Source organism: Mesorhizobium sp. P2_C7 (assembly GCF_056404515.1).
In genome coordinates, this window is record NZ_JBFUDW010000001.1 from 695,363 (window position 1) to 720,278 (window position 24,916).

General features: G+C 64.2%; 24 protein-coding genes. 10 read left to right on the forward strand and 14 right to left on the reverse strand.

The window, feature by feature from the left end; translation table 11 throughout:
* Positions 1 to 18 precede the first annotated feature (18 nt).
* A complete protein-coding gene (locus AC1D2G_RS03305) occupies positions 19 to 1,854 on the reverse strand; it encodes a BTAD domain-containing putative transcriptional regulator (RefSeq protein ID WP_477411992.1) in 1,836 nt (611 codons plus the stop codon).
* Between the two features lie 186 nt (positions 1,855 to 2,040).
* Between AC1D2G_RS03305 and AC1D2G_RS03310 the strand changes: the two genes are divergently transcribed.
* Positions 2,041 to 2,247 (forward strand): hypothetical protein, encoded by a 207-nt coding sequence (locus AC1D2G_RS03310; protein WP_477411994.1) that lies wholly within the window; start codon positions 2,041 to 2,043, stop codon positions 2,245 to 2,247.
* Positions 2,248 to 2,366: 119 nt separating this feature from the next.
* Here the strand turns inward: AC1D2G_RS03310 and AC1D2G_RS03315 are convergent, their stop codons facing one another.
* The 3 genes from AC1D2G_RS03315 to AC1D2G_RS03325 all read right to left on the reverse strand — a co-directional run bounded on the left by AC1D2G_RS03315 (position 2,367) and on the right by AC1D2G_RS03325 (position 5,037).
* Positions 2,367 to 3,023: a methionine ABC transporter permease gene (locus tag AC1D2G_RS03315; RefSeq protein ID WP_477411996.1), complete on the reverse strand. Its 657-nt coding sequence runs from the start codon at positions 3,021 to 3,023 to the stop codon at positions 2,367 to 2,369.
* Positions 3,004 to 4,092 (reverse strand): methionine ABC transporter ATP-binding protein, encoded by a 1,089-nt coding sequence (locus AC1D2G_RS03320; protein ID WP_477411998.1) that lies wholly within the window; start codon positions 4,090 to 4,092, stop codon positions 3,004 to 3,006. Before AC1D2G_RS03320 ends, AC1D2G_RS03315 begins: the two co-directional genes overlap by 20 nt.
* A 90-nt stretch (positions 4,093 to 4,182) precedes the next feature.
* On the reverse strand, positions 4,183 to 5,037 hold the full coding sequence (locus tag AC1D2G_RS03325; RefSeq protein WP_477412000.1) for a MetQ/NlpA family lipoprotein: 855 nt from the start codon (positions 5,035 to 5,037) through the stop codon (positions 4,183 to 4,185).
* On the opposite strand from AC1D2G_RS03325, the gene AC1D2G_RS03330 reads away from it, so the two are divergent.
* Positions 5,036 to 5,188 (forward strand): hypothetical protein, encoded by a 153-nt coding sequence (locus AC1D2G_RS03330; RefSeq protein WP_477412002.1) that lies wholly within the window; start codon positions 5,036 to 5,038, stop codon positions 5,186 to 5,188. The genes AC1D2G_RS03325 and AC1D2G_RS03330 overlap by 2 nt on opposite strands.
* 99 nt (positions 5,189 to 5,287) lie before the next feature.
* Here the strand turns inward: AC1D2G_RS03330 and AC1D2G_RS03335 are convergent, their stop codons facing one another.
* Both AC1D2G_RS03335 and AC1D2G_RS03340 read right to left on the reverse strand, forming a co-directional pair.
* The gene (locus tag AC1D2G_RS03335; RefSeq protein WP_477412004.1) at positions 5,288 to 6,775 is read right to left on the reverse strand and encodes an aldehyde dehydrogenase; all 1,488 of its coding nucleotides are present in this window, start codon (positions 6,773 to 6,775) and stop codon (positions 5,288 to 5,290) included.
* Positions 6,776 to 6,856: 81 nt separating this feature from the next.
* On the reverse strand, positions 6,857 to 8,305 hold the full coding sequence (locus tag AC1D2G_RS03340; RefSeq protein ID WP_095083626.1) for an APC family permease: 1,449 nt from the start codon (positions 8,303 to 8,305) through the stop codon (positions 6,857 to 6,859).
* Positions 8,306 to 8,474: 169 nt separating this feature from the next.
* Here AC1D2G_RS03340 and AC1D2G_RS03345 point away from each other — a divergent pair, with 169 nt between their 5' ends.
* The 6 genes from AC1D2G_RS03345 to AC1D2G_RS03370 are packed head-to-tail and all read left to right on the forward strand — an operon-like array spanning position 8,475 to position 14,937.
* Positions 8,475 to 9,245 (forward strand): IclR family transcriptional regulator, encoded by a 771-nt coding sequence (locus AC1D2G_RS03345; RefSeq protein WP_477412006.1) that lies wholly within the window; start codon positions 8,475 to 8,477, stop codon positions 9,243 to 9,245.
* A complete protein-coding gene (locus tag AC1D2G_RS03350; protein WP_477412008.1) occupies positions 9,245 to 10,531 on the forward strand; it encodes a Tm-1-like ATP-binding domain-containing protein in 1,287 nt (428 codons plus the stop codon). Before AC1D2G_RS03345 ends, AC1D2G_RS03350 begins: the two co-directional genes overlap by 1 nt.
* An 8-nt stretch (positions 10,532 to 10,539) precedes the next feature.
* Positions 10,540 to 11,196, forward strand: a complete 657-nt coding sequence (locus AC1D2G_RS03355; RefSeq protein ID WP_477412433.1) for an HAD family hydrolase — start codon at positions 10,540 to 10,542, stop codon at positions 11,194 to 11,196.
* Positions 11,197 to 11,216: 20 nt separating this feature from the next.
* Complete coding sequence (locus AC1D2G_RS03360; protein WP_477412010.1) at positions 11,217 to 12,566, forward strand: aminotransferase class III-fold pyridoxal phosphate-dependent enzyme; 1,350 nt, start codon at positions 11,217 to 11,219, stop codon at positions 12,564 to 12,566.
* Between the two features lie 29 nt (positions 12,567 to 12,595).
* Positions 12,596 to 13,918 (forward strand): aminotransferase class III-fold pyridoxal phosphate-dependent enzyme, encoded by a 1,323-nt coding sequence (locus AC1D2G_RS03365; protein WP_477412012.1) that lies wholly within the window; start codon positions 12,596 to 12,598, stop codon positions 13,916 to 13,918.
* Positions 13,915 to 14,937: a phosphotransferase enzyme family protein gene (locus AC1D2G_RS03370; protein ID WP_477412014.1), complete on the forward strand. Its 1,023-nt coding sequence runs from the start codon at positions 13,915 to 13,917 to the stop codon at positions 14,935 to 14,937. Before AC1D2G_RS03365 ends, AC1D2G_RS03370 begins: the two co-directional genes overlap by 4 nt.
* A gap of 18 nt (positions 14,938 to 14,955) precedes the next feature.
* On the opposite strand, the gene hpaH is transcribed toward AC1D2G_RS03370, so the two are convergent.
* The 5 genes from hpaH to AC1D2G_RS03395 all read right to left on the reverse strand — a co-directional run bounded on the left by hpaH (position 14,956) and on the right by AC1D2G_RS03395 (position 19,770).
* Positions 14,956 to 15,756 carry a 2-oxo-hept-4-ene-1,7-dioate hydratase gene (hpaH, locus tag AC1D2G_RS03375; RefSeq protein WP_477412016.1) on the reverse strand — a complete coding sequence of 267 codons (801 nt, stop codon included), beginning with the start codon at positions 15,754 to 15,756 and terminating at the stop codon, positions 14,956 to 14,958.
* Positions 15,753 to 16,625, reverse strand: coding sequence for a fumarylacetoacetate hydrolase family protein (locus tag AC1D2G_RS03380; protein ID WP_477412018.1), 873 nt, complete (start codon positions 16,623 to 16,625; stop codon positions 15,753 to 15,755). Before AC1D2G_RS03380 ends, hpaH begins: the two co-directional genes overlap by 4 nt.
* A gap of 232 nt (positions 16,626 to 16,857) precedes the next feature.
* On the reverse strand, positions 16,858 to 17,838 hold the full coding sequence (gene hpaD / locus AC1D2G_RS03385) for a 3,4-dihydroxyphenylacetate 2,3-dioxygenase (protein WP_477412020.1): 981 nt from the start codon (positions 17,836 to 17,838) through the stop codon (positions 16,858 to 16,860).
* A gap of 16 nt (positions 17,839 to 17,854) precedes the next feature.
* Positions 17,855 to 19,372 carry a 5-carboxymethyl-2-hydroxymuconate semialdehyde dehydrogenase gene (gene hpaE, locus AC1D2G_RS03390; RefSeq protein ID WP_477412022.1) on the reverse strand — a complete coding sequence of 506 codons (1,518 nt, stop codon included), beginning with the start codon at positions 19,370 to 19,372 and terminating at the stop codon, positions 17,855 to 17,857.
* Positions 19,373 to 19,383: 11 nt separating this feature from the next.
* Positions 19,384 to 19,770 carry a 5-carboxymethyl-2-hydroxymuconate isomerase gene (locus AC1D2G_RS03395; RefSeq protein ID WP_477412024.1) on the reverse strand — a complete coding sequence of 129 codons (387 nt, stop codon included), beginning with the start codon at positions 19,768 to 19,770 and terminating at the stop codon, positions 19,384 to 19,386.
* 222 nt (positions 19,771 to 19,992) lie between these two features.
* Between AC1D2G_RS03395 and hpaR the strand changes: the two genes are divergently transcribed.
* Complete coding sequence (hpaR, locus tag AC1D2G_RS03400; RefSeq protein ID WP_245331082.1) at positions 19,993 to 20,388, forward strand: homoprotocatechuate degradation operon regulator HpaR; 396 nt, start codon at positions 19,993 to 19,995, stop codon at positions 20,386 to 20,388.
* Between the two features lie 29 nt (positions 20,389 to 20,417).
* Here hpaR and AC1D2G_RS03405 read toward each other — a convergent pair whose 3' ends face one another.
* A complete protein-coding gene (locus AC1D2G_RS03405; protein WP_095083603.1) occupies positions 20,418 to 20,927 on the reverse strand; it encodes a flavin reductase in 510 nt (169 codons plus the stop codon).
* A gap of 6 nt (positions 20,928 to 20,933) precedes the next feature.
* On the reverse strand, positions 20,934 to 22,478 hold the full coding sequence (locus AC1D2G_RS03410) for a 4-hydroxyphenylacetate 3-hydroxylase N-terminal domain-containing protein (RefSeq protein WP_477412026.1): 1,545 nt from the start codon (positions 22,476 to 22,478) through the stop codon (positions 20,934 to 20,936).
* A gap of 93 nt (positions 22,479 to 22,571) precedes the next feature.
* Between AC1D2G_RS03410 and AC1D2G_RS03415 the strand changes: the two genes are divergently transcribed.
* Positions 22,572 to 23,441, forward strand: a complete 870-nt coding sequence (locus AC1D2G_RS03415; protein WP_477412028.1) for a helix-turn-helix domain-containing protein — start codon at positions 22,572 to 22,574, stop codon at positions 23,439 to 23,441.
* A gap of 46 nt (positions 23,442 to 23,487) precedes the next feature.
* Here the strand turns inward: AC1D2G_RS03415 and AC1D2G_RS03420 are convergent, their stop codons facing one another.
* Complete coding sequence (locus AC1D2G_RS03420; RefSeq protein WP_477412030.1) at positions 23,488 to 24,885, reverse strand: RtcB family protein; 1,398 nt, start codon at positions 24,883 to 24,885, stop codon at positions 23,488 to 23,490.
* Between the last annotated feature and the right edge of the window lie 31 nt (positions 24,886 to 24,916).

Sequence of the window (24,916 nt, forward strand, 5' to 3'; positions counted from 1 at the left end):
ATGGCGGAAGGCCGACATTCATCCGTCGGGTATGCCGACAGCAAGCAGGTCTCTCCGAAGGTCCTCCAGGATTTTTGGGTTACGATACGGATCGATCAAGATGGTGCTCACGGTCGCACCGGGCCTTGCCGCCAGACACTGCCTGGCTGCGTGAGCGGCGAGATGCTCGTCACCCATTCTCAAATGACAGACCGCCAGAAACGCATAGGCCCAAAATGCATAGGAATTGAGATTCCGGTAGGAGGCTATCGCCTCAGGATACCGTCCGAGAACCAGGAGAACCTGTCCGCGTAGATCCCAGAACCAATCGTAATTCAGGGGATCACGGGCGATACAGACGTCCAGATCGGACAAAGCTTCCTCATGCCGACCGAGATAGCTCCAGCACAAGCCCCGTATTGCTCTCGCCCGGGTTTCGTTCGGATTAAGGTTCACACCCTGCTCGAGATGCAGCAACGCCTCCTCTAACTGTCCCATGAAGATGAGCGTGTGACCCACCGCTGTATGGCTCCATGCCTGTTTCGGTTCAAGTTTTAGAGCACGGCGACCGTGGGCAAGAGCGATCGTGAGCGTGTTCCCGTCCCCCTCAAGCAGCCATTTGCTTGTGAGTACGGTCGCCATCATTGCATGGATGGTAGCGACATTCGGGTCGAGCTCAATCGCCCTGGCAAGATAGGGCTCTGCTTCCAGAGTAGTGTCATAGCGAACCATCCGAACGCGAGCCTGAAGATACAGATCGTAGGCATCGAGCTGGGTGATCGGAAGGCGCCGTATCTTCTCCACACCCGAAGTTCGGATTGTGCCGACGACGGTGATAGCGACGCTTCTGGCGATCTCCTCCTGGAGCTCAAAAATATCTGTCAGCTCCCGATCGAATCGATCGGCCCAGATTTGATTGCCGGATCTGGCCTCTATGAGTTGCGATGAGATCCTGACCCTGTCGCCGGCCCGGCGAATGCTACCCCGAAGCAGGTAGTCGACGGACAACTGCTTCGCGATGGTGACGGCGTCGACAGTCCTTCCCTTGAACACAAAGGAGGAATTGCGGGCTATAAGATGAAGTTCACCGAATCGCCCCAGTTCGGTGATGATGTCCTCGGTGACCCCGTCGCTGAAATATTCCTGGCTGGCGTCGCTGCTCATATTCTCGAATGCGAGAACTGCAACGACTGGTCCGCGGCTTGATGCGCCGTCGGTTTGCGGTCTGGGCGTCTCGTCCATGCTCCTGCGCAATAGCCGAAGCTCGTCACCTGGCTCCAGGTTCAGCTCGCGCTTCAGCAACAGCTTGCACGCCTCATAATGCTTGATGGCGAGCGCGGCCTGACCCGAGGCGATATGCGCCCGCATCAGCGCGGCATGCGACGGCTCCCGCAGCGGATCAAGAGCGACCAGCCGTTCGCAAATTGCAACGCGCTCGATGCCGCTCTCCGATTCTGCCAGAAGCTCGAACACATTGATTGCCCGCAAGGACAGGTCGGCACGGACTTCGCGAAGCCAATCCTCGAAAGCGTTGTCAAACGTGCTCAACCCATCAAGAAAAGGTCCGGCATAGAGGGTGGCTGCCCGCCGAAGCTCGGCCGCATCACGGCTTGCGGATGCAGCGACGAATTCAGTCACGTCGATGGTGAAGAATTTCGGATTGAGCGCGACACGATCCCCGACCAGGGCCAAGGCATCCGCTCCCAACCCGGCAAAGTCCTTGCGGATAGCGGCCAGGGCCTGCCGTAGACTGTCCCTTGCCTGCTCCTCGCCTCGATCGCTCCATAGAAGAGCAGCCAGCTTGTGACGCGTCGCCTCCTGGTTCGGTGCTACGGCGAGAATGCCCAGAAGTGCTCTATTCTTCTTGGCAGCCACCTCCAAGGGTTTCCCCTGCGGCGACGTCAGGTGAAAACCACCCAGGAGATCGAGCCGCGCTGGGCTCATCGCGATATACTCTGAATTTCTGCTTTTTCCGCGATATTCACGAGCTTTTCACAGGCATCTCACGCCCCGCATTCGATGTTGCCTCTCGCAACTAACAACATCCGAGAGGAAACTCCAATGTCCATCGTCACCGAGGTTTTGGGAAAGGCAGGTAAAACGCTCACGAACGAACTGCCGAAGTGGCGTAAGGTCCACCTTGGTCGATTTTTGTACAGCATAGCAGCGGCATATGCCTCTGCGACCTGGAAGGCCTACGGGGCGGCTACTGGCCTTGGTGCGAATAGTCCCGGACGTCGACCTGACGACGACGTCGGCAACTACTGAACGTCTTCGTCCCAACGCCGCGACGCAGACCTCGTCCAAGCCAGATCGTCGGGCCTTGTGGTTCAGAAGCATCGCTATAGGTATGGAGGACAATTTCGTCCAGATCGTCGGCCTCGTCCTCACCCTCGCCGATCCAGCCTCGCCACCAGCCGGTCCCCTGCCCACTGGATGCCGCAGATCAGGATGATCAGCACGATCACCACGGCGATCATGACGCTGGTCTCGAAACGCTGATAGCCGTAGCGGATGGCGAGATCGCCGAGCCCACCGGCGCCGATGGCGCCGGCCATCGCCGAGGCGCCGATCAGCGTCACCAGCGTCACGGTGAAACCGGCGACGATGCCGGGCAGGGCTTCGGGCACCAGCACCTCGCGGATGATCGTCCAACGATTGCCGCCCATGGCGCGCGCCGCCTCGATTAGCCCGCGGTCGACTTCGCGCAGCGACACTTCGGCGATGCGCGCATAATAGGGCGTGGCGGCGATCGACAGCGGCACGATGGCCGCCCACGTGCCGATCGAGGTGCCGACGATCAGCCGCGTCACCGGGATCAGCGCCACCAGAAGGATGATGAAGGGCACCGAACGGAAGCCGTTGATGACGGCGCCGAGCGCGCGGTTCACCCATAGGCTTTCGGCGATGCCGCCGCGTTCGGTGGCGATCAGCGCCAGCCCCAGCGGCAGGCCGAAGACCAGCGAGATCAGGCCGGACGCGGCCGTCATCAGCACGGTTTCCCAGATCGAACGAAGCAGAAGCTCAAACAGGATTGGCGACATGGCCAAGCACCTCCACCCGCGCCTGGCGGGCCTTCAGGAATGTGATGACGGCGGCGAGATGGCTTGCATCGCTGCCAGGGACAGAAACGAACAGCGTCCCGACGGGCTGCTGCTGGATGTGGTCGATGCCGCCATGGATGAGGCGGAAGGGGCCTGGAACAGCAGTGGCGAGATCGGACAGCAATGGGCCGCGAGCCGCCTCGCCGGCCACGTCCACGCGCAGGACCGTCTCCGTGCCGGCCGACGGCAGCAGCCGGGCGGCCAGTTCGGCGGGCAGCTGCGGCCGGATGGCGCCGAGCAGGCTGCGTGTGATCTCGGAGCGCGGCTCGGCAAATACCGACCACACCGGCCCTTCCTCGACGATGCGGCCGGCATCGATCACTGCCACCCGGTCGGCGATCGAGCGGATCACCTCCATCTCGTGGGTGATCAGCAGGATGGTCAGCCCAAGCTGCCGGTTGATGTCTTTCAGCAAAGCGAGGATGGAGCGCGTCGTCTCCGGGTCGAGCGCCGAAGTGGCTTCGTCCGACAGCAGCAGCGCCGGCCGCGCCGCAAGCGCCCGGGCGATGCCGACGCGCTGCTTCTGGCCGCCCGATAGCGACGCCGGGTAGGTCTTGGCTTTCTCCGACAGGCCGACGAGGTCAAGCAATTCGGCGGCGCGCTGCAGCCGCTCGGCCTTCGGCCGGCCCTCTATCTTCAGCGGCAGCGCCACATTGTCCTCGACCGTCTTGGCCGACAAAAGGTTGAAATGCTGGAAGATCATGCCGATGCGCCGCCGCAGCGGCTGCAGATCGCGCTCGCCGAGCCGGCTAATCTCGCGGCCTTCGATGAAGACCTCGCCGGAATCGGGCCGCTCCAGCCCGTTCAGGCAGCGGATCAGCGTCGATTTGCCGGCGCCGCTGCGGCCGATGATGCCGAGGATCTCGCCCTTGCGCACCGTCAGCGAGATGCCATCGAGTGCCGCTGTCGCGCCAAAACGGCGCTTCAGGTCGACAAGGCGCACCACGTCCTGCGGTGTTGCGCCCGGCTGGTCCGTGGTCTCGGCGGTTGCGGCAAAATGCTGGTTCATGCGCGGATCCCCTAGAAATGCAATTGCGGCCCGCGCGTTGCGCGGACCGCTTTCCCGGTAAAAGCAGGCACGTCAGCGCCCGCATATCCCCTAGTAGGCGCTGAGGCCGGTGCCTTTGTAGACCTTGTCGAACTCGGCCTTCACCGCCTCGTTCTGATAGGACGCCACCAGCGTCTTCACCCAGGCCTCGTTCTCATTGCCGACCTTCACCGCGATGAAGTTGCGATAGGGATTGTCGGCGATGGGCTCCTGCGCAATGCGGTTTTCCGGCGTCAGGCCGCTTTTCAGCGCCCAGTCGGTGTTGACCACGGCGGCGTCGAGGTCCTCGACCGAGCGGCCGACGATGCCTGCGTCGAGTTCCTTGATCACCACCTTCTTGGCGTTCTCGGCGATGTCGGCGGTGGTGGCCAGAATGCCGGTGCCGTCCTTCAGCTTGATCACCCCCTCGTTCTGCAGCACGCGCAGCGCCCGGCCTTCGTTGGACGGATCGTTCGGCACGCCGATGACCGCGCCTTCGGGCAGGTCGGCGACTTTGGTGTACTTCTTCGAGTAGAGACCGATCGGCCAGACGCCGGTATAGCCGACGCGGACGATGTGGTAGCCTTGTGTCTTGATCTGATTGTCGAGATAGGGCTGGTGCTGGAAGGCGTTGGCGTCGATCTCGCCGCGCTCGAGCGCCTCGTTGGGCTGGGTATAGTCGTTGAACACTACGGTTTCGATCGCGAGACCCTTTTCGGCCGCCTGCGCAACAACGACGCGCCAGACATCCTCGTCCTCACCGCTGATGATGCCGACCTTGATCGCCTTCTTGTCCTCGGCGAACGACGCATGAGGCGCCATCAGGCTGCCGATGGCGACAGCCGATGCGAACAGCAGAGCAAGGCCACTGCGCCGGTTGAGGGTTGACCAAAGGGAAGATGGCAAAGTGTTCTTGAAGTCAGTCATGATTGATCTCTGCGGTTGTGAAGTCATGGCAGCCAGGCGGATTGCCGAGCCTTGGTCACATCATCAGAAATTCTATCGATTTTATCAAAGAACGCGTTTCGCCGTTCTCGTCAAAGCCGGGAATATTCTCTCAAAAATTTCAGGAGAGTGAGCACAAGACGCCGCCTGACCGACCGCGGCGGGGCCTACAGTCGATCCCGGCGCGCCCTGAGAGGGAGGCAGATTCCAAGAGAACCGGCTGCCGCCGGTCTCAGAGAGCGATCCAGGCAGTCTTGAGGTCGAGATATTTCTCCAGCGCGTGCAGCGACTTGTCGCGGCCGAAGCCGGACTGCTTGACGCCGCCGAGCGGCACGGTGATGTCTGCGCCGCCATAGGTGTTGACGTGGACGACGCCGGCATTGATGGCGCGCACCATGCGATGCGCGGTGGAAAGGTTGGCTGTCCACACCGCCGAGGCCAGCCCATATACGGTCGAATTGGCAAGCCGCACCGCCTCCTCCTCGGTCTCGAAGCGCATGACGCCGAGCACCGGCCCGAACACCTCCTCGCGGGCCAGCTGCATGTCCTGCGTCACGTTGTCGAAGATCGTCGGCGCCATGTAGCTGCCGCCGGTCTCGGCGAGAATTCGTTCACCGCCGGTGACCAGCCGGGCGCCTTCGGCCGCCGCCCGGTCGACGAAGCCGAGATTCTTGGCCAGCTGTTCGGAGCTCGACACCGCGCCGACGTCGCTTGAGAGATCAAGCGGATCGCCGACCTTCAGCCGCGTGGTCGCCGAGAGCAGCTCGTCCATGAAGCGGTCATAGACTGACGCCTGGACGAGCAGGCGCGAGCCGGCGACGCAGACTTGGCCGGAATTGCGGAAGATACCATTGGCCGAGACGACCGCCGCCTGCTTCAGGTCCGGGGCGTCGGCAAAGACGATGTTGGGCGACTTGCCGCCGAGTTCGAGGAAGACCCGCTTCAAATTGGAACGCGCGGAATATTCGAGCAGCCGCCGACCGACAGGCCCCGACCCGGTGAAGGCGATGGCGTCGACATCCATATGCAGGCCGAGCGCTTCGCCGGTGACCGCGCCGCGCCCGGTGACGACGTTGAACACACCGGCGGGGAGTCCGGCCTCGCTGGCCAACTCGGCCAGCCGCAGCAGCGTCAGCGAAGCGATCTCCGGCGGCTTGACCACCACGCAATTGCCGGCGGCGAGCGCGGGCGCGATCTTCCAGGCGCCGATCATCAGCGGAAAGTTCCACGGCACGATGACGCCTACGACGCCGAGCGGTTCCTTGTGGATCAGCCCGAGCACGTTCTCGGCCGTCGGCGCGATCTCGCCATAGATCTTGTCGATCGCCTCGGCATAGTAACGGATGGTGCCTGCCGCCGAGAGCGGTTCGGCCTTGTAGGCCATGCCTATTTCTGTGCCATTGTCGCGGACGCCGAGCACGGCCAGTTCGTCGGCATGCTTTTCGACCAGCTCGGCGAGTCTTGTCAGCACCTTCTTGCGGAAGGCGGGTGCCGAGCGCGACCACGAACCATTCTCGAAGGCCTTGCGCGCCGACTTGACGGCACGGTCGACGTCGGCGGCATTGCCGTCGGCTATGCTGGCGAAGGGCCGGCCGTCGATCGGCGACGTCACCGGCAGACTCGCGCCGCTCATGCCATCGATCTGTGCGCCATCGATGAACAGGCGTCGCGCCCCGATCTCCGTCTTGCGCAACGTGTCGATGGCATCCTGGCTGATCATTGTGTTCTCACTTCTGGAGTTAAGCAGTACGAGGGGCGGCTTGGCGCGCCGCCCCTTGCTTCCCTCGATCCTGCGTCCCGCTCAATCCTTCAACGGCTGGCCGAGATTTTCGAAGGCGACCGGATCGCGGCTCTTCAGCGCGCTTGCCAGCAGCAATCCGACAATTGCTGCAATCAGCACCAATCCCGGCAGGAACACGCCAAGGAAGCCGCCGGCGCCTGACAGGCTGCCGAAATTGATGACGATCAGGTAGATGATGACGACGAAGGCGATGAAGGTCAGACCGGGCAGGATGGTGGTCTTCAGCGCATTCTCCCGGGCAGCCGGATTGGCACGGAAGAACATCACCACGGCCAGCGACGCCACCGCCATCATGACGATGACGCCGAGCGTTGCGACATTGGTCAGCCACGAAAACAGCGCCAGCACCGGATCGAGGCCGAGCACGGCGAACAGCCCGACGACGATTGCCGCCAGCACGCTCTGGATGACCGACGCGACATGCGGGCTCTGATGCACCGAATGGGTCACGCCGATCGTCTGCGGCAGAAGCTTTTCGCGGCCCGAGACGTAGATGTAGCGGGCAACCGCATTGTGGAACGCCAGCACGCCGGCAAACAGGCTCGACACGAACAGGATGCTCATCGCATGCGACAGCATCGTTCCGGCGTAACGGTCGGACAGGCCGAACAGGAAGGTCGTCGGATCCTGCAGCCCCTGCAGCGCCGGCAGCAGCTTGTCGACACCGGCGCCGACCGCCATCAGCCATGCCGTGACCATGTAGAAGACGCCGATCAGCAGCACGGAGAAATAGGTGGCGCGCGGAACCGTGACCTCGGGGTCGCGGGCTTCCTCGGCATAGATGGTCGTCGCCTCGAAACCGATGAAGGCGGCAAAGCAGAACAGGATGGCGATGGCCGGTGCACCTGATGTGATCTGGCTCCAGCTGAACGGCGCCGCCGACAGGCCGCTATCGCCGCCGGTCTTGAGGATGGCGATGTCGAGGACCAGTACCACCAGATATTCGCACAGGACCAGCACCGTCAGGATCTTGGCCGACAGGTCGACTTGGCGATAGCCGAGCACGGCGACCAGCGCGATGGCGATGAAACTCCATACCCACCAGGGCAAATTGATGCCCCAGCCGGCAAACAATCCGGCCGTCGCTGCGCCGAGCAGGCCCATGACGCCGATCTGCATGGCATTGTAGGACAGGATGGCGATCAGCGCCGTGGCGCCGCCGGCCAGGCCGCCGAGCCCACGCGCCGCATAGGCGTAGAAGGCGCCGGCATTGCCGACGTGACGCGACATCGTCACATAGCCGACCGCGAACAACAGCAGCAGGATGGTCACGATGAGATAGGTACCGGCAAAGCCGGCGCCGTTGCCCATCAGCATGCCGAGCGGTGTGCCGCCGGCTACCGCCGTAAGGGGTGCCGCCGCCGAAATCACCATGAAGGTGATGGCGCCGACGCCAAGACTGTTCTTGCGCAGCCTGTTGGCCGGCGCCTGCTCCGTAACTGCTGACATTGGTCCCTCCTGTATGCGAACCCTTGGGTCCGCTGGCCAATTGGCCTGTTCCATCTGCTCTGAATGCCGGTTCATTATTTGAACCCTTATTTTGAATATAGACTTGCAAACAAAGCCGATGCCTGTCAAGTTAATTCACACGTTAAATGATTAGTCGAAGGAGGCGAAGTTGGGTACGGTCGGCAAGGCGATCTCACTTCTGGAGCTGTTCACCGTCGACGAGCCCGAACTCGGACTGTCCGATCTGGCGCGCCGGTCGGGCTTCGACAAGGCGACGACGCGACGGCTGCTGGTGGCGTTGAGCGGCCATGGCTTCGTCGAACAGGATGCCGCCACGCGGCACTATCGCCTCGGCGCAGGCCTGTCGCGTCTGGCCCGCATCCGCGAGGCGCGCTTTCCCTTCCTGCAGACAGCGGTTCCCCTGGTGCGGGACCTCGCGGCGTCCACAGCCGAGACCGTGCATCTTTCGGAATTCGGCGTCGATGCGCTGGTCACCGTCCATGTCGAGCATCCGGCCTGGGCAAACCGGGTCAATATCGATATCGGCCAGCTTCTCCCGCTGCACTCAACCGCCTCCGGCATCGCCTATCTGGCCTTCGCCCGCGACGAGACTGTCAAGGCATGCCTGACGGGCTCCCTCAAGGCCTTCACGACGCATACGCTGATCGAGCCGGCCGCCATCTCCACATCCATCGCCGAGACGCGCGATCGCGGCTATTCGATCTGCGACCAGGGTTTCGAGGAAGGGGTGATCAGCGTCGCGGCGGCAATCCGCGCGGCGGACGGCTTTGCGCTCGGCACCATCGCGGTGGCCGCGCCGAACGCCAGGACGACGCCGGCGGCGATCGCGGAACGGGGACTTGCAGTGATGGCCGCGGCACGGGAGATTTCGATGCGCCTCAACGGCGAAAACCTGCAAACGCTGAGGAGGCAGGCGTGATGTCGGCAGAGACGACGACAGTGCCCCGCATCCTGGTCATCGGCACCGGTGACACCAAGGCCGACGAGCTGCGCTTCATGAAGCAGTGCATCGAGGCATCGGGCGGCAACGCGGTGATGATGGATGTCAGCGTGCTGGGCGACCCGCCTTACAGCCCGGATCACGACAAGCATGCCGTTGCGCGCGCCGTGGATGTGACGATCGCCGAGATCGTTGCGAGCGGCGACGAAAACACCGCCATGACATTGATGGCCGGCGGCGCCGTGCAGCTGGCGCGCAAGCTATATCAAACCGGCGAGATCGATGGCTTCATCGCCATCGGCGGCTCGATGGGAACCGACCTGGCGCTCGACGTCGCGCTTTGCCTGCCGCTCGGTGTGCCGAAATTCGTCGTCTCGACCATCGCCTATTCGCATCTCATCCCGCCCGAACGCGTCGCGCCCGACCTGATGATGATCCTGTGGGCGGGTGGGCTTTATGGCCTCAACACCATCTGCAAGGCGGTTCTTTCGCAGGCCTGCGGCGCGGTTGTCGGCGCGGCCAGGATCATGCTGGCGTCGCGCGCCACGGCTCCCGCCATCGGTCCGACCATCGGCATGACCTCGCTCGGCAGCAGCTGCCTGCGCTACATGAAGACGCTGAAGCCGGCACTGGAGCAGCGCGGCTATGATGTCGCCGTATTCCACACCACTGGAATGGGCGGCCGCGCCTTCGAGTCGATTGCCGGGCAGGGGCATTTCTGCGCGGTGTTCGACTTCAGCCTGCAGGAAATCACCAACCATCTCGCCGGCTCCGTCGTCAGTTCCGGCATCGACCGGCTGGAGAACGCCGGCGCCCGCGGCATTCCGCAGATCGCGGCGCCCGGTGCGGTCGACATGGTCGATCTGCCGACCTGGCAGGATTTGCCGGCTAAGTTTGCGCGACGCCCGTTCCACGCTCACAACAGGCTGATCGGTTCGGTCACCGTCGATGCCGACGACCGCCGCCAGGTCGCCAGAACCATCGCCGCCAAGCTCGGCGCGGCGAAAGGGCGCGCCGCCTTCATCCTGCCCTCCGGCGGCATCCAGGAATGGGACATGCCGGGCGAGCCGCTCTACGAACCGGAGGCTCTCGCCGCCTTCGCCGACGAAATGCGCAAGGCTATGCCTGCTGGCGTGGAGTTCCACGAGATCGACGCCCACATCAACAGCGACGACTTCGTCGGCAAGGCGCTCGAGATCTTCGACCGATGGGTCGAGGAAGGCATTGTTCCGCGCGGTGCGCCAGCCAAGGGAGAAGCCGCTTGAGCGTTCCTTTGGCTCAGGCGTTGGTCCTGGATTTCGGCGGTGTCGTCACCCGGACGCTGTTCGAGACCCATGCCTTGACCGAACAGGCGCTCGGCCTTGAGCCGGGAACGCTGCAATGGCGCGGGCCGTTCGATCCGGACAGCGATCCGCTCTGGCGCGCGATGCAGGCCGACGAGATCAGCGAGCGCGACTACTGGCGTACGCGCACAAGCGAAGTCGGCCGGCTCGTCGGCGAGGACTGGCAGGCAATGGAAACCTTCGTCCAGCGTGCGCGCGGGGCGGAGCCGCAAAAGGTGGTGCGGCCGGAGGCCGACAGCGCCATCCGCGCCGTCCATGCGGCGGGCTTTCGCCTGGCGATCCTGTCCAACGAGCTCGACCTCTTCTACGGGGCCGACTTCCGCCGGCGGCTGCCGCTGCTCGGCCTGTTCCACACAATAGTCGACGCGACCTATACCGGCATCCTGAAGCCCGATCCGCGCGCTTATGCCTCCGTCACCGAGGCGCTCGGCCTGCCTGCCGAGGCTTGCGTCTTCGTCGATGACCAGAAGCGCAATGTCGATGGCGGCCGTGCCGCCGGCATGCGCACCGTTCATTTCGACGTTGCGCGGCCAGCACTTTCCTATGCCGAAGCCCTCGGCCATTTCGACCTCGTCCCAGCCGTCTGAGACCATTTGCGGAGCCTGCCATGCGCGACATCAATTTCCTCACCGAGACAAACGCCAAGCCGATCTGGCATCCCATGGCGCATCCGGCCGAGATGCGGGCCAATCCGCCGAAGATCATCATGAAGGGCGAGGGGGTCACCGTCACCGACATCGATGGCAGAAGCGTGCTCGACGCCGTCGGCGGCCTGTGGAACGTCAATCTCGGCTACAGCTGCGACCCGATCAAAAAGGCGATCGCCGACCAGCTCAGTGCATTGCCCTACTATTCCGGCTTTCGCGGCACCTCGACCGGACCGTCGATTGAACTAGCCTACGAGCTCAGTGAATGGTTCGAGCCGGAAGGCATGGTGCGGACCTTCTTCACCTCGGGCGGCTCGGATTCGGTCGAAACCGCGCTGCGACTGGCCCGGCAATACTGGAAGATCCGCGGACAGGGTGATCGAACAAAGTTCCTCGCCCTGAAGAAGGGCTATCACGGTACCCATTTCGGCGGCGCCTCGGTCAACGGCAACGCCAATTTCCGCCGCAACTACGAGCCGCTGCTGCCCGGTGTCTTCCACATCCCGGCGCCGTGGACCTTCCGCAACCCGTTCGACGAGACCGACCCGGCGCGGCTGGCGAAACTGTGCGCCAGGGCGCTGGAGGACGAGATCGCCTTCCAGGGTGGCGACACCATCGCCGCCTTCATCATGGAGCCGGTTCTCGGCGCCGGCGGCGTCATCGTTCCGCATGAGAGCTTCATGCCGCTGGTGCGCGAGATCTGCGACCGCCACGAGATCCTTTTGATCGCCGACGAGGTGGTCACGGGCTTCGGCCGCTCGGGCGCATGGTCGGGCTCCAGGCTGTCGGGCGTGAAGCCGGATTTCATGACCATCGCCAAGGCGATTACTTCCGGCTATTTCCCGCTCGGCGCCACCCTTATCGGCGCAAAGGTTGCAGACGTCTTTGAAGCCGACAAAACCAGCTTCGGCTCGATCGGCCACGGCTACACCTATTCCGGCCATCCGGTCGGCTGCGCGGCGGGGCTGGCGGCGCTTGCGGAAACCAAACGCCTCCGCCTGGACGAGAACGCGGCCGCGCGGGGCATCGAACTCGCCGCCGTGCTGGAAGGGCTGAAGGCCAGGCACGCCATCGTCGGCGATGTCAGGTACAAGGGCCTGATGGCGGCGCTCGAACTGGTCTCGGATCGCGCCACCAAGAAGCCGGCCGACAAGAAGACCATGGCCGTGGTTTCGGAGGCGGCCTACGAAGCCGGCGTCATGCTGCGCGTTTCGGGCAACAACATCATCCTGTCGCCGCCGCTGATCATCAGCGCCGCCGATGTCGCCAGGATCGGCGAAGCACTGGAGGCAGGCCTGTCTAAGGTCTGACGCGGTTACAACGGAGTTTCGGTACGCAGATGGCCTATTCGCGGGAAAAAGCGGGGCAGCAAAATGAGGGTGTTGAGGCGCTGGTTAGCCGGCGTTCCCGGCTGCTCGGCGCGAAATCGCAATTGTTCTATGACGAGCCCGTGCATCTGGTGCGCGGCGAAGGCGTCTGGCTCTATGACGCCGACGGCCGCAAATATCTCGATGCCTACAACAATGTCGCGCATGTCGGCCATTGCCATCCGCACGTGGTCGAGGCCCTGTGCCGGCAGGCAAGCCTGCTCAACACCCACACGCGCTATCTGCACACCACCATCCTCGACTATGTCGAGCGGCTCACCGCGACCTTCGATGCCAGCCTGTCCACCGCCATCCTGACCTGCACCGGCAGCGAGGCCAACGACATAGCGTTGCGCATGGCGCAGGCCGCCACCGGCCGCATGGGCATCATCGCCACCGACGCCACCTATCACGGCAACACGGCAGCGGTTTCGCAGCTCAGCACGCGCATGCCGCCGGTCGGTGGCCGCGCCCGCCACGTCAGGCTGGTGCCGGCGCCCGACAGCTATCGCCATCCGGAGGCGATGGCCAACGGCAAGGCTTTTGGCGACGCCGTGCGCGAAGCCATCGCCTCGCTCGAGCAGGACGGCATCGGCCTGTCCGGCATCATCCTGTGTCCGCTGCTCGCCAATGAAGGCTTCCCGGCGCTTCCCAACGGCTTCTTTGGCGAAGCCGTGGCGGCGGTGCGCGAAGCCGGCGGCCTGGTCATCGCCGACGAGGTGCAGCCCGGCTTTGGCCGCACCGGCAGCCATTTCTGGGGCCATCAGCGCGCCGGTTTCGTTCCCGACATCGTCACCATGGGCAAGCCGATGGGCAACGGCCACCCGGTCGCCGCCGTGGTCACCACCAGTGAGATCCTCGCGACCTTCCGCGACGCTTTCCGCTACTTCAACACTTTTGGCGGCAACCCGGTTTCCTGCGTGGTGGCGAATGCCGTTCTCGATGTTCTGGAGCAGGAAGATCTCGTCGCCAACGCACGCGATGTCGGCGCCTATGCGCAGGGCCTGCTGCGCCCGCTGGCCGATCGCCACGAGTGCATCGGCGAGATCAGGGGCGCCGGGCTGTTTTTCGGTGCCGAGCTGGTTCACGACCGCAAGACGCGCGAGCCGGCATCAGACATTGCCGAGCAAGTCGCCAACCGGATGCGCCATCGCGGTGTGCTGATGGGCAGGACCGGCATCCACGGCAATGTGCTGAAGATCCGCCCGCCCATGCCGTTTTCCCGCGACGATGCCGCCTTCCTGATCGGCGCGCTCGACGAGGTGCTCGATGAAGTTTGCGGAGTGCCGGCGTGAACGCTGTTTCCGTGCCGTCCGAACCGGAAGATGCCGCCACCGTCACTGAACTGGCGCGGCACGCGCTCCAGCATTGGGGCATCCGCGTCGGTGAGCCCGAGCTGCTGAAATTCCGCGAGAACGCGGTGTTTCGGGTCCGCTTGCCCGATGGCCAGCCGGCGGCCATGCGCGTTCACCGGCTTGGCTATCATTCAGACGCCGCGCTGCGCTCGGAACTGCAATGGATGTCCTTCCTGCAGTCGGCCGGCGTCGCCACGCCGTCTCCGCTCGCGGCGCTGAGCGGCGACCTGTTCGTGCCAGTCGATACCGGCACATCGGCGCCGCCTCGCCAGGTCGACTGTCTCAGCTGGCTGGAAGGCCGCGCCGTTGGGGCGCGAGGCGTGCCGCTGGATTACACGCCCGAGCAGGCAAGGCAGATCTTCACAGCGATCGGGCGAACCATCGCGCATATGCACAACGTCACCGGCGCCTGGACGCCGCCCGCCGGCTTCACCCGCCATGCCTGGGATTTCGACGGCTTCTTCGGCCCGGCCCCGACCTGGGGCCGCTTCGAGACCTCGCCCTTCCTCGACGATCTTCGCCGCGAGCTGGTTTTCCAGGCGCGGGACAAGGCCGTGAAGGCGCTGTCGGAGCATGAACGCAGCGCCCGTAATTTCTGCATCATCCACGCCGATCTGGTGCGCGAGAACGTGCTCGTCCACGACGGCGCGATCCGCATCATCGATTTCGACGATTGCGGCTATGGCTGGCACATGTACGATCTTGCCGTTGCCCTCTACCAGAACCGCGAGGAGGCGATCTATCCGCTGATCGAGGCCGCCCTGCTCGACGGTTATCGGCAGTTGCGGGGACTGACGGCGCAGGACATCGCCGCACTGCCGCTGTTTTCAGCGTTGCGCGCTTTCGCCTTCCTCGGCTGGGTGCAGAGCCGCGTCGAAGGCGACATCACCAGGGATGTCGGCATGCGCATGTCGGCCATCGCAGCCGATGTGGTGATCGACTATCTGCATGGTGAGTGACCGGCGCTGGCCTGCCGGTCAGGCGAAGTGAATGCTGACCGTGCCTGAACTGCCGAAATCGGCGACGATGGTGTCTCCGGGCCGCGCCTCGACTGGCCGCACGAAGGACCCCGAGAGAACCACCTCGCCGGCCGCGATCGACATGCCGTAACGGGCGAGCCTGTCCGCCAGCCAGGCAATGCCCATCGCCGGATGGTTGAGCACGCCGGCGCCAAGCCCGGTCTCCTCGACCTCGGCATTGCGCGAGACGATGGCGCCGATCCAGCGCATGTCGGCAACCTCGGGCCGCTGCGGCCGGCCGCCGATGACGATGCCGGCATTGGCGGCATTGTCGGAAATCGTGTCGAAGAAGGTGCGCGTCTTCTTCGTCTCCGCATTGACGCGCTCGATGCGCGTGTCGAGGATTTCGAGCGCCGGCGTGATGTAGTCGGTGGCGTTGAGCACGTCGAAGAGGGTCACGCCGGGACCCTTGAGCGGCGCTTTCATGACGAAGGCGATCTCGGCCTCGACACGCGGCTGGATGAAGCGGCCGGCGGGAATCGTCGCGCCGTCGTTGAAGAACATGTCGTCGAAGAGCACGCCCGAATCCGGCGTGTCGATGGCCAGCGCGTACTGCATCGCTTTGGAGGTCAGGCCGATCTTCCAGCCCTTCGGTTTCAGCCCGGCATCGATCTTGCGCGTCACCAGAGCGGCCTGCACGCGATAGGCGTCCTCCATCGTCGCCTCGGGGAAGTCGAGGCTGAGCAGCCGGATCTGGCGGCGCGAACGCTCGGCCTCGAACAGCCGGTTGGCGGCGTCTTCCACTTGCTCCGGGGTCATGTCGCTGCCTCGTCGACGACGCTGTTGTGCAACACGCCGATGCCGTCTGCCTCGACCTCGATCACATCGCCCGGATTCAGCCAGACCGGCGGGTCGAAGCGCGCGCCGGCACCGGTCGGCGTGCCGGTGACGATGATATCGCCAGGCACCAGCGTGGTGAAGGTCGAGATGTAGGCGATGATCTTGCGGAAGGAAAAAATCATGCGGCTGGTGCGGTCCTGCTGGCGCAGCTCGCCATTGACCCGGGTGGAAAGCGTAATGTCGGCGATCTGCGCCTCGTCCGTGAACGGCACCAGCCAGGGACCGATCGAGCCGCTGCGGTCGAAATTCTTGCCTTGCGTGACGTTGAACTTGGCATGGCGCACCCAGTCGCGGATGGTGCCTTCGTTGCACAGCGAGAGTGCAGAAATGTGGCCGAGCGCGTCGGCTTGCGCGATCCGCCGGCCGGCCTTGCCGATGACGATGACGACCTCGCCCTCATAGTCCAGCTGCGGTGAATCCGGCGGCCGCACCAGCGGCGCGCCATGGCCGACGAACGAGCGCGGGAAGCGGATGAACAGCGACGGATTCGCAGGTGCTGCCTGGCCGTCCTTGTACTCCTCGTTGCGGTCGGGATAGTTGACGCCGACGCAGATGATCTTTTCCGGTGATGGGATCGGGATGTCGTAGGCGATGGCGTCGAGCGGGAAATCGGCGGCGAAGGCGTCGGCCTCTTCCGCCAGGCGCAGCAAGGCGCCGGCCTCGATCACTTCGCGCAGCGTCGGCCACTGGCCGTGGCGGGCGGACAGGTCGACGACGCCCTTGCCAGTGATCGCGCCATACCGTGCCTTGCCGCCGACGGTGAAGGTGGCGAGCTGTGCCCTGCTCATGCTGCACCTCCGGTGGGCTTCTGCTGGTTTGGAGCTTTACGGCGCCCCCCTCTGTCCTGCCGGACATCTCCCCCACGAGGGGAGAGATTGGATGTCACCTCCGCTTTCGCCAATTTCCGACGCTGCAAGAAAGGCGCCGGCCGAGCGGCCAGCCGATCTCCCCCCAAATGGGGGAGATGTCCGGCAGGACAGAGGGGGGCGCGAAGGGACGCAGACATCATTTTCGAAACACTCACGGCGCCACAATCGGCGAAGCCGTCAGATCCGGCTGGCGCGCCGCAACCCCGGCAAATCTGCTACCCTCCTCGAACCAGCTTTTCGGGGCCGGCGCGCCCCACAGCGTCTGGCGCTGCGGATCCTTGAGGTCCCATTTGATCGGCTCAAGGTCCGGGTCGACCGTCTGGTAGTCCGAGCAGTAGATCTCGATGCGATGGTTGTCGGGGTCTCTGATATAGAGGAAGAAGGCGTTGGAAATGCCGTGCCGTCCAGGCCCGCGTTCGATGTTCGCGAGATAGCCGGTCGTCGCCATCAGGTCGAGCAGGTCGATGATGTTGAGCGGCGTCGGCACCCAGAAGGCGACGTGGTGCAGGCGCGGCCCGATGCCGTTGGTGAAGGCGATGTCGTGGACGCCGCCCTTGCGGTGCGTCCACGCCGCCCACAGCTTTCCGCTGCTCGCATCCTCGGTGTATTCGGTGACGCGGAAGCCGAGCTCGTTGTAGAAGGCGACGGACTCGTCGACATTGGGCGAGAAGCAGTTGAAGTGATCGATGCGCAGCGGCTTGACGCCGTGATAGAGCGCATATTTCTGGTGGATCGGCGGCAGCCGGTCCATCTGGGCATAGAACTCGAGCGGAATGCCGTGCGGATCGCGGGTGCGGAAGGTGCGCGACTGGTAGGGCCGCTCGACCCATTCCACCGGCAGGCCTTTTCCTCCAAAGAAATGCTCGGCCTTATCGAGGTCCTCCTCGGAGAACAGCTTGAAGCCGAGGTCGCGCGCTTCGGCCGTAGGGGCCTTCTTCAGGACGATGCAATGGTGCCCGCGCTCCTCCAATGCCCTGAGATAGATGGTATCGGCGGTCTCGTCGGTGACCTGCAGGCCGAGCGTGTCGACATAGAAGGCGCGGGACCTGGCGAGGTCGGTGACGGCCAGTTCGACATGGCTGAGGCGCACGATGTTGAATTCAGGGTATAGATTGGGCTTGGGCAAGGGCATTTCTGATCTCCTCCGGTCAGCCGCCGAGTTTCTGGATCGCGTGCGCGGTCGTGGCGAAGGCTATGTTCTTCGTCTCCATGTAGAAGTCGAAGGAATGGTCGCCACCGTCGCGGCCTATGCCGGAATTCTTGACGCCGCCGAACGGCGTCGGCAAATGGCGCACATTCTCCGAATTGACCCAGATCATGCCGGCGTCCAGCGCGTCGGTGAAGCGGAAGGCGCGGGTGACGTCCGACGTCCAGAGATAGCCGGTCAGGCCGTATTGCGTGTCGTTGGCCAGCGCCAGCGCTTCCGCCTCATCCTTGAAGGAAATGGCAGTCAGCACCGGCCCGAAGATCTCTTCCTGGGCAATGCGCATCCTGTTGGTGGCGCCGATGAACAGCGTCGGGCTGACATAGCAGCCGCCGCCCGGGCCGGCGAACTTGCCGCCGCCGGCGGCGACCACCGCGCCTTCCGATTTGCCGATCTCGATATAGGAGAGCACCTTTTCCTCGTGCACCGGATGGATCAGCGGGCCGACCACCGTTGCGGGGTCAAGGGGATGGCCGATCTTGATGCGCTTTGCCTTCTCCGCCACCAGATCGGTGAATTCGTCGTAGACCGACGCTTCGACCAGCAACCGTGACGAGGAGGTGCACCGCTCGCCGTTCAGCGAATAGATCATGAAGACAGCGGCGTCGGCGGCGCGCTCCAGGTCGGCGTCGGCGAAGACGATCACCGGATTCTTGCCGCCAAGCTCGAAATGGACGCGCTTCAGCGTGTCGGCGCCTTGGCGCATGATCATCGAGCCGGTGCGGCTTTCGCCGACGAAGCCGATCGCTTTGATGTCGGGATGCTCGGTCAGCGCCTTGCCGGCGTGCTCGCCGAGGCCGTTGACTAGGTTCCACACACCTTTCGGCAGGCCGGCTTCTTCGGCGATCTCGACCAGCAGGCGGGCGGTCAGCGGCGAGAATTCAGCCGGCTTATGAACCACGGTGCAGCCGGCGGCCAGCGCCGGCGCGATCTTCCAGGTCGACAGCATGAACGGCGTGTTCCACGGCGTGATGATGCCGACCGGGCCGATCGGCACCCGTGTGGTCATATTGACCTGGCCCGTGGTTCGCAGCGTTTCGCCGTCGCGCGCCTCCGGCGCACGGTCGGCGAAGAAGCGGAAATTCTCGGCGCCACGCAACGCCGCCTTGGCCATGAACTTCAGCGCCTGGCCGGTGTCCATGCATTCGACGAAGGCGATCTCCTTGGCGCGCGCTTCGATCGCGTCGGCTATTTTGTGCAGCAGCTTCTTGCGCGCTTCGCCCGGCATCGCGGCCCAGGCCGGAAACGCCGCCTTCGCCGCCTTGGCGGCGCGGTCGATGTCGACGGCACCGCCGCGCGCGACATTGGCTAGCGGCTTGAGGTCGACCGGCGACAGCGTTTCGAACGTCGTGCCGTCGAGCGCCGGCACCGCTTCGCCGCCGATCTGGTTCAGCACGCCGTCGCGCTTGAAACGGGCCAGATAGGCCTCGGCCTTCTTCAGATTATCTTGCAGGTCGGACATCTCAGCTTCCGTCACTTGCCGCGCAGTCGCGGGTGGATTGCGTTCTTCTTCCAGCTCAGCACCGGGTCGATTTCCCGGATCTCGAGCGACAGGGCGAAATGCGGTGTCTCGAACAGCGCGGCAAGGTGCTCGCTCACCGCCGCGAAGACGGCTTCGCCGGTCCGCTTCTTCTCCTCGGCGCTGCGCCCGATTCCGATGCGAAACGACATGTCGAGGAAGGCGTTTTCCGGCAGCCTGTCGGCCACCGCATAGGCTTCGGCGCGAAAAGCCCGCACCCGCACGGCGCCGGTTTCGAACAGCCCGGTATCCAGCACGGCGCGCAACACCAGTGCGCACAGCTCGCCCATATCGACCTTGGCATCGAGATTGGCCGAATACTCGATGGAGAAGTGCGGCACCGCGTTTCGCTCCCCAATCACTTGTCTTGTTGTAGTTAACGCGTTAATTACATGAGGCGCCCATGAAGTCAAGTCTTGCATCGGCCTTGGCGCAACGATACGGGGATGGCTGGAACGGGCTTTCGGTGGGCGGACTCGGCTAAAGGAAGGCCTGTTTTCGATCGCAAGCCAGCGTGGGAGGCTTTTTTCTTGCTGCCTGAAAACACCCGTCGTTCCCTGCCAATGGCGCTCCTGCACGCCCGCGAAGTGGTGATGGCGCGGTTTCGTCCGATGCTCGCGGCGCACGATGTGACCGAACAGCAATGGCGCGTGCTCCGCGTGCTGAGCGAAGCCGGCCCGGTCGAGGCGACCGAGCTTGCCGATCGCGCATCGGTGTTGCCGCCCAGCCTGACGCGCATCATCAAGGCGCTCGAGGGGCGCAGGTTCATCACCCGCAACAAGGCCGAAGGCGACGGCCGCCGCGTCGTGCTGACAATCGCCCCGGCTGGTTCCGCCCTGATCGATGCGCTCTCACCCGAGCGTCGCGTCATCTATGACGACATCGAACAGCGCTTCGGCCACGACAGGCTGGAAAAGCTGCTCGACCTCCTGGAAAACCTCATCGACGGCGAGAGCTGACCGTTCGGTCCGGGCGGTTTCGCTAGGGCTCACCCGCCAAAGCTGCCAAGCCGCGTCGGCTGCGTATAGTTGCGGTCGACATAGAGCAGCGCCGAGCCGCCGCTGCCGTGCCGGACATCGATGACCCGGCCGATCATGACATTATGCGTGCCGACGATATGCACATCCTCGATCTCGCAATCGAAATTGACGATCGCATCCGACAGTGCCGGCGTGCCGGACGTGAGCGTCTGCCAACGTGCCGCCGAATAGCGTGCTTCCATGTCCCTGGTCGCGCCCGCGAACTTTCCCGCAAGATGCATGTGGTCATGGGTCAGCACGTTGACGCAGAAGCGCCGGTTGGACAGGAACATGGCGGCCTGCGTCGACCGGCCGTTCATGCACACCAGCAGCGTCGGCGGCTCGTCCGAGACGCTGCACATGGCGGTGGCGGTGAAGCCGCCGCGTCCGGCCGGGCCGTCGGTGGTGACGATGTTGACGGGCGCGCAGACCCTCGCCATGGCGTCGCGGAAATCGGCTTTCGAAATCTGCGTGGCCATCTGGGTTCACTCAGCCGACGAAGCAAGCGGATTGAACCAGGTATCTCCCGTCCAGCCGTTCTCGTCATAGTCGGCCATGCAGGTGTCGACCAGCTCTTCCATCGCCTTCAGCCGCCCGCCGCGTTCGGCGCCCTTCAGCACCTGCAGCCGCACCTCTTCCGGCGCCCCGGCATAGTTGAGCTCGTAGAGTGCGTGGCGGCCGCCGAATTCGGTGCCGGTCGCGTCCCACAACAGCTTCATAATCTTGATGCGCTCGATATGGCCCATGTCGTTTGAGCCGCGCACATACTGCGCCAGATATTTGTCGATCTCGGGATTGTTGAAATCGCGCACCGACGACGGCAGGTAGATCAGCCCCGAGGCGATCGCCCGGCGCACGGTGTCGATGACGCGCGGATAGGCTTCCGACATGAAAGTCCGGTAGGCAAGGGCGGCTTCCAGGTTGGGCAGCACCGCGCCGTTCGCCCACGGGATCGGGTTGTAGGCCATGGCATTGGAAAAGCTCCAGAACATATGCCGCAGTGCGATGACCTCGCCCAGCGCCGCCTGGTTGCCGCGGAAGGCATCGCCGCCAGTGGCGCGCAGCGCCTTTGCCAGCAAGCCGGCGAGGAAGTCGAGCTTGACGGCGAAACGCGTGCAGCCCTGGAAGCAATAGCCGTGCATGAAGCCGGAAGCCGGGTGGAACGACAGGATTTTCTGCGCGTCGCGCAGCACCAGCACGTCCTCCCAGGGGATGAAGACGTTGTCGAGCACCAGGATCGCGTCGTTTTCGTCGAAGCGCGACGACAGCGGATAATCGAAGGGTGCTGCAACGGTATTGGCCGTCTGCTCGTAGGAGACGCGGCAGAACATTTTTATCCCCGGCGCATTCATCGGCACGATGAACATCACCGACAGCGACGGATCCTCGGTGACCGTCGCCGAGCCCTGCGCCAGGAAATTGTAATGGGTTAGCGCCGAGGACGTCGCCACCACCTTGGCGCCGGACACGGTGATGCCGGCATCGGTTTCCCCAGTGATGTGGACGAAGACGTCCTTCACCTGTTCGGCCGGCTTGTGGCGGTCGATCGGCGGATTGACGATGGCGTGGTTCATGAACAGCGCCGCTTCCTGGGCACGTTTATGCCAGGACAGCGCGTTGTCCTTGAACGGCCCATACCAGTCGGCATTGGCGCCAAGCGTGTTCATCAGCGCCGCCTTGTAGTCGGGCGTGCGCCCCATCCAGCCATAGGACATGCGTGACCACTGGGCGATCGCTGCCTGCTGGGCGACAAGCTCTGCGGAGGATTTGGCGACGCGGAAATATTTGTGGGTGTAACCGCCCGAACCGGTGTCCGTCGGCGAGGTCAGCGCGTCTTGCTGCTTGGTGTCATGCAATGCATCATAAAGGCGCGCCAGCGACCGCGCCGAATTGCGCATCGCCGGATGCGTTGTGACATCGGCAATGCGTTCGCCGTTGATATAGACCTCGCGGCCGTCGCGCAGGCTCGCCAGATATTCGGCCCCGGTGAACGGACGCCCCTTGTCGGCACGGAAGTCTTCGGATCGCATGATGTTCCTCCACTTGCGGTGACGACTGTAGCGCCGCAGCCGGGGATCGGTTATGGACGGAACCGCAAAACCGATTGGACTTTTTCCGGCGCCATGAGCCAGAGTTCCATCCCTGACTTCTTCGTCTACGGCGAGCCGGTGCGGCCGCTCGACGTCGGTTTCCTGCATGTCGAGACGGTGCTTGCCCGCAGCAACATCCATCTCGGCGAGGTCGCCGCGCACAAGCATCCGCAGATGGGCCAGATCACCTACTGGACCAGTGGCTCAGGCACCTACCGCATCGAAGAGCGCTCCTGGGACTTTTCGGCGCCCGCCGTCAGCTTCGTGCCAAGCAATGTCGTGCATGGCTTCTCGATCGGCCCAGGCACCGATGCCATCGTCGTTTCGGTCGCCGATGACGCGCTCGCCGCCATTGCCGGCCAGAGCTTGCTGCCGCTGGACAGGCCGGTGTTTACCGACGGCCCGCCGCACCATGCCGCGTGGAAAAGGCTGGCAGCGGTGCTGGAGATGATCGCTGCCGAATACGCCGAGGCGCAAGCCGGCAATGACAAGATGCTGCCGGCGCTGATCGCCGTCGCACTCTCCCACATCGCCCGTCTCGGTCCCGACGGGACCACCGCCACAACCTCTTCCGAGGCTTCGCTGGCACTAGGCCTGCGGCGGCTCGTCGACGTGCATTTCCGCGACAACTGGCCGGTCGACCGCTATGTCGAGACGCTGGCCACGACACCACATTTGCTCGACAAGGCCGCCCGCGCGGTGCTGGGCACCGGCGTCAAACGGGTGGTCAGCGAGCGGCGATTGCTGGAGGCCAAGCGGCTGCTGCTGTTCACCGTGCGCACGATCGAGGACATCGCGTACGAGATCGGCTTTGACGACCCGGCCTATTTCTCAAGGGTCTTCCGCGAACGGGTCGGCGAAGCGCCGGCCGCCTGGCGCCGCAAGCAGTTGCGGGAGCCTTGACCGGGTGATCTGGATGCGGGCCTTGCGGCCCGCATCCATTTTCTGGCTAGCGCCCCTGTTGCAGGCGCGCTTCCCGTTTCTTGCGCCAGGGCGCATTGGCCTCCCAATCGCCGGCCATTATGCAGCCATGGGGCAGAACCTCGTCGACGACCTCCGCCAGACCGAAATGCTCGATCTGGCGGCGCATCGAGGCGGCGTTCTTGTAGGCGCTAGGCAACTCCGAAATATCCGTCACGCCGGAGAAGAAACGGGCATCGATGCCCTTCGTCTCCTGCGCGAAGATATCGGCGTCGCTGCGCCCGGCCTGCATGCGCCGGTGCTGGGTACGCGAGAAATTGCGCCCGGCGCCATGCGGCGAGAAGCCAAGTCCGTGCGCCGCGTTCTTGCCGCGCACGATCAGCACTGGCTCCGCCATGTTGAGCGGGATCAGCGTCAGATCGGTCGCATCGTCGGCCCAGTCGTCGAAGGCCGGCGTGGCCCCTTTGCCGTGGTAGAACAGTCCGTCCGAACGGCGGAAGACGAAGTTGTGCTCATTCCAGAACCGGTCCGACACCTTCGCCGACAGGCGCTCGGCCGCCAGGTCGTGGATGAGCATGTGGTTGCCCTTGGTCCATTCGCGGATCGTCTGCAGGGCCTCCCAATACTCGTCGCCTTCCTTGGTGTCGGCCGGAATCCAGGCATTCTGCGGCAAGGTTTCCGGAGACAGGATCTTGCGAACACACTCGGCGATCTTCATCCCCTTGCTGTACAACCGCGCGCCCGGAGAGCGCGAGCCGTGATGGGTGACCAGCGCCGTTTCGCCGCTCGACTTCAGCGTGCCGACATAGGCAAAATGGTTGCCGTCGCCCTGCGTGCCGAAATGCTCGATCGCAGCACTCGTGAGATCGCGCAGCAAGGGGTTGGCCTCGAAGCGCTCGAAGACCTCCTTGGCCGGCCGGATCTGCTGGCCGCGCGGACGTCCGCCCGGCCCGAAATGGGTGACCGCGTGGACGGCATCGAGGAGTGCGGCGGGCGCCACGCCAGGAAACACCGAGATCGCCATCGAGCAGCAGATATCGGCCGAATGCATGCCGGGGTGGATGCCTTCCGACACGGCGACGCCGCCAACCGGAATGGTGCCCGACGGACCAGTCGGGCAGGCATCCGGCATGATGGCGCCCGCACGAATGACCGGCGTGCGCATCAACTCGGCCATGCTGCGCGTCACCGCTTCGACATTGGCGACCTCATCAGGCGTTTCCGCCTCGATGTTCAGATGCAGCGGCATGGAGGCGACAGCATGCAGCGGCAGCGCCGGCGCGAAAGCACGCGCGGCCTCCAGCGCGTCGCCTTGCGATCCGCCACCCTCCAGCACCGCGTTGGCGGCGACGAGCGCCTTGCCGAACCATTTGCCTTGCGGCATTCCGGCGTCGATCAAATCCTGTCCACTCAAAATCTCGGTCATGTCTTTCACTTTCGGTACATCTGCTGCCCTG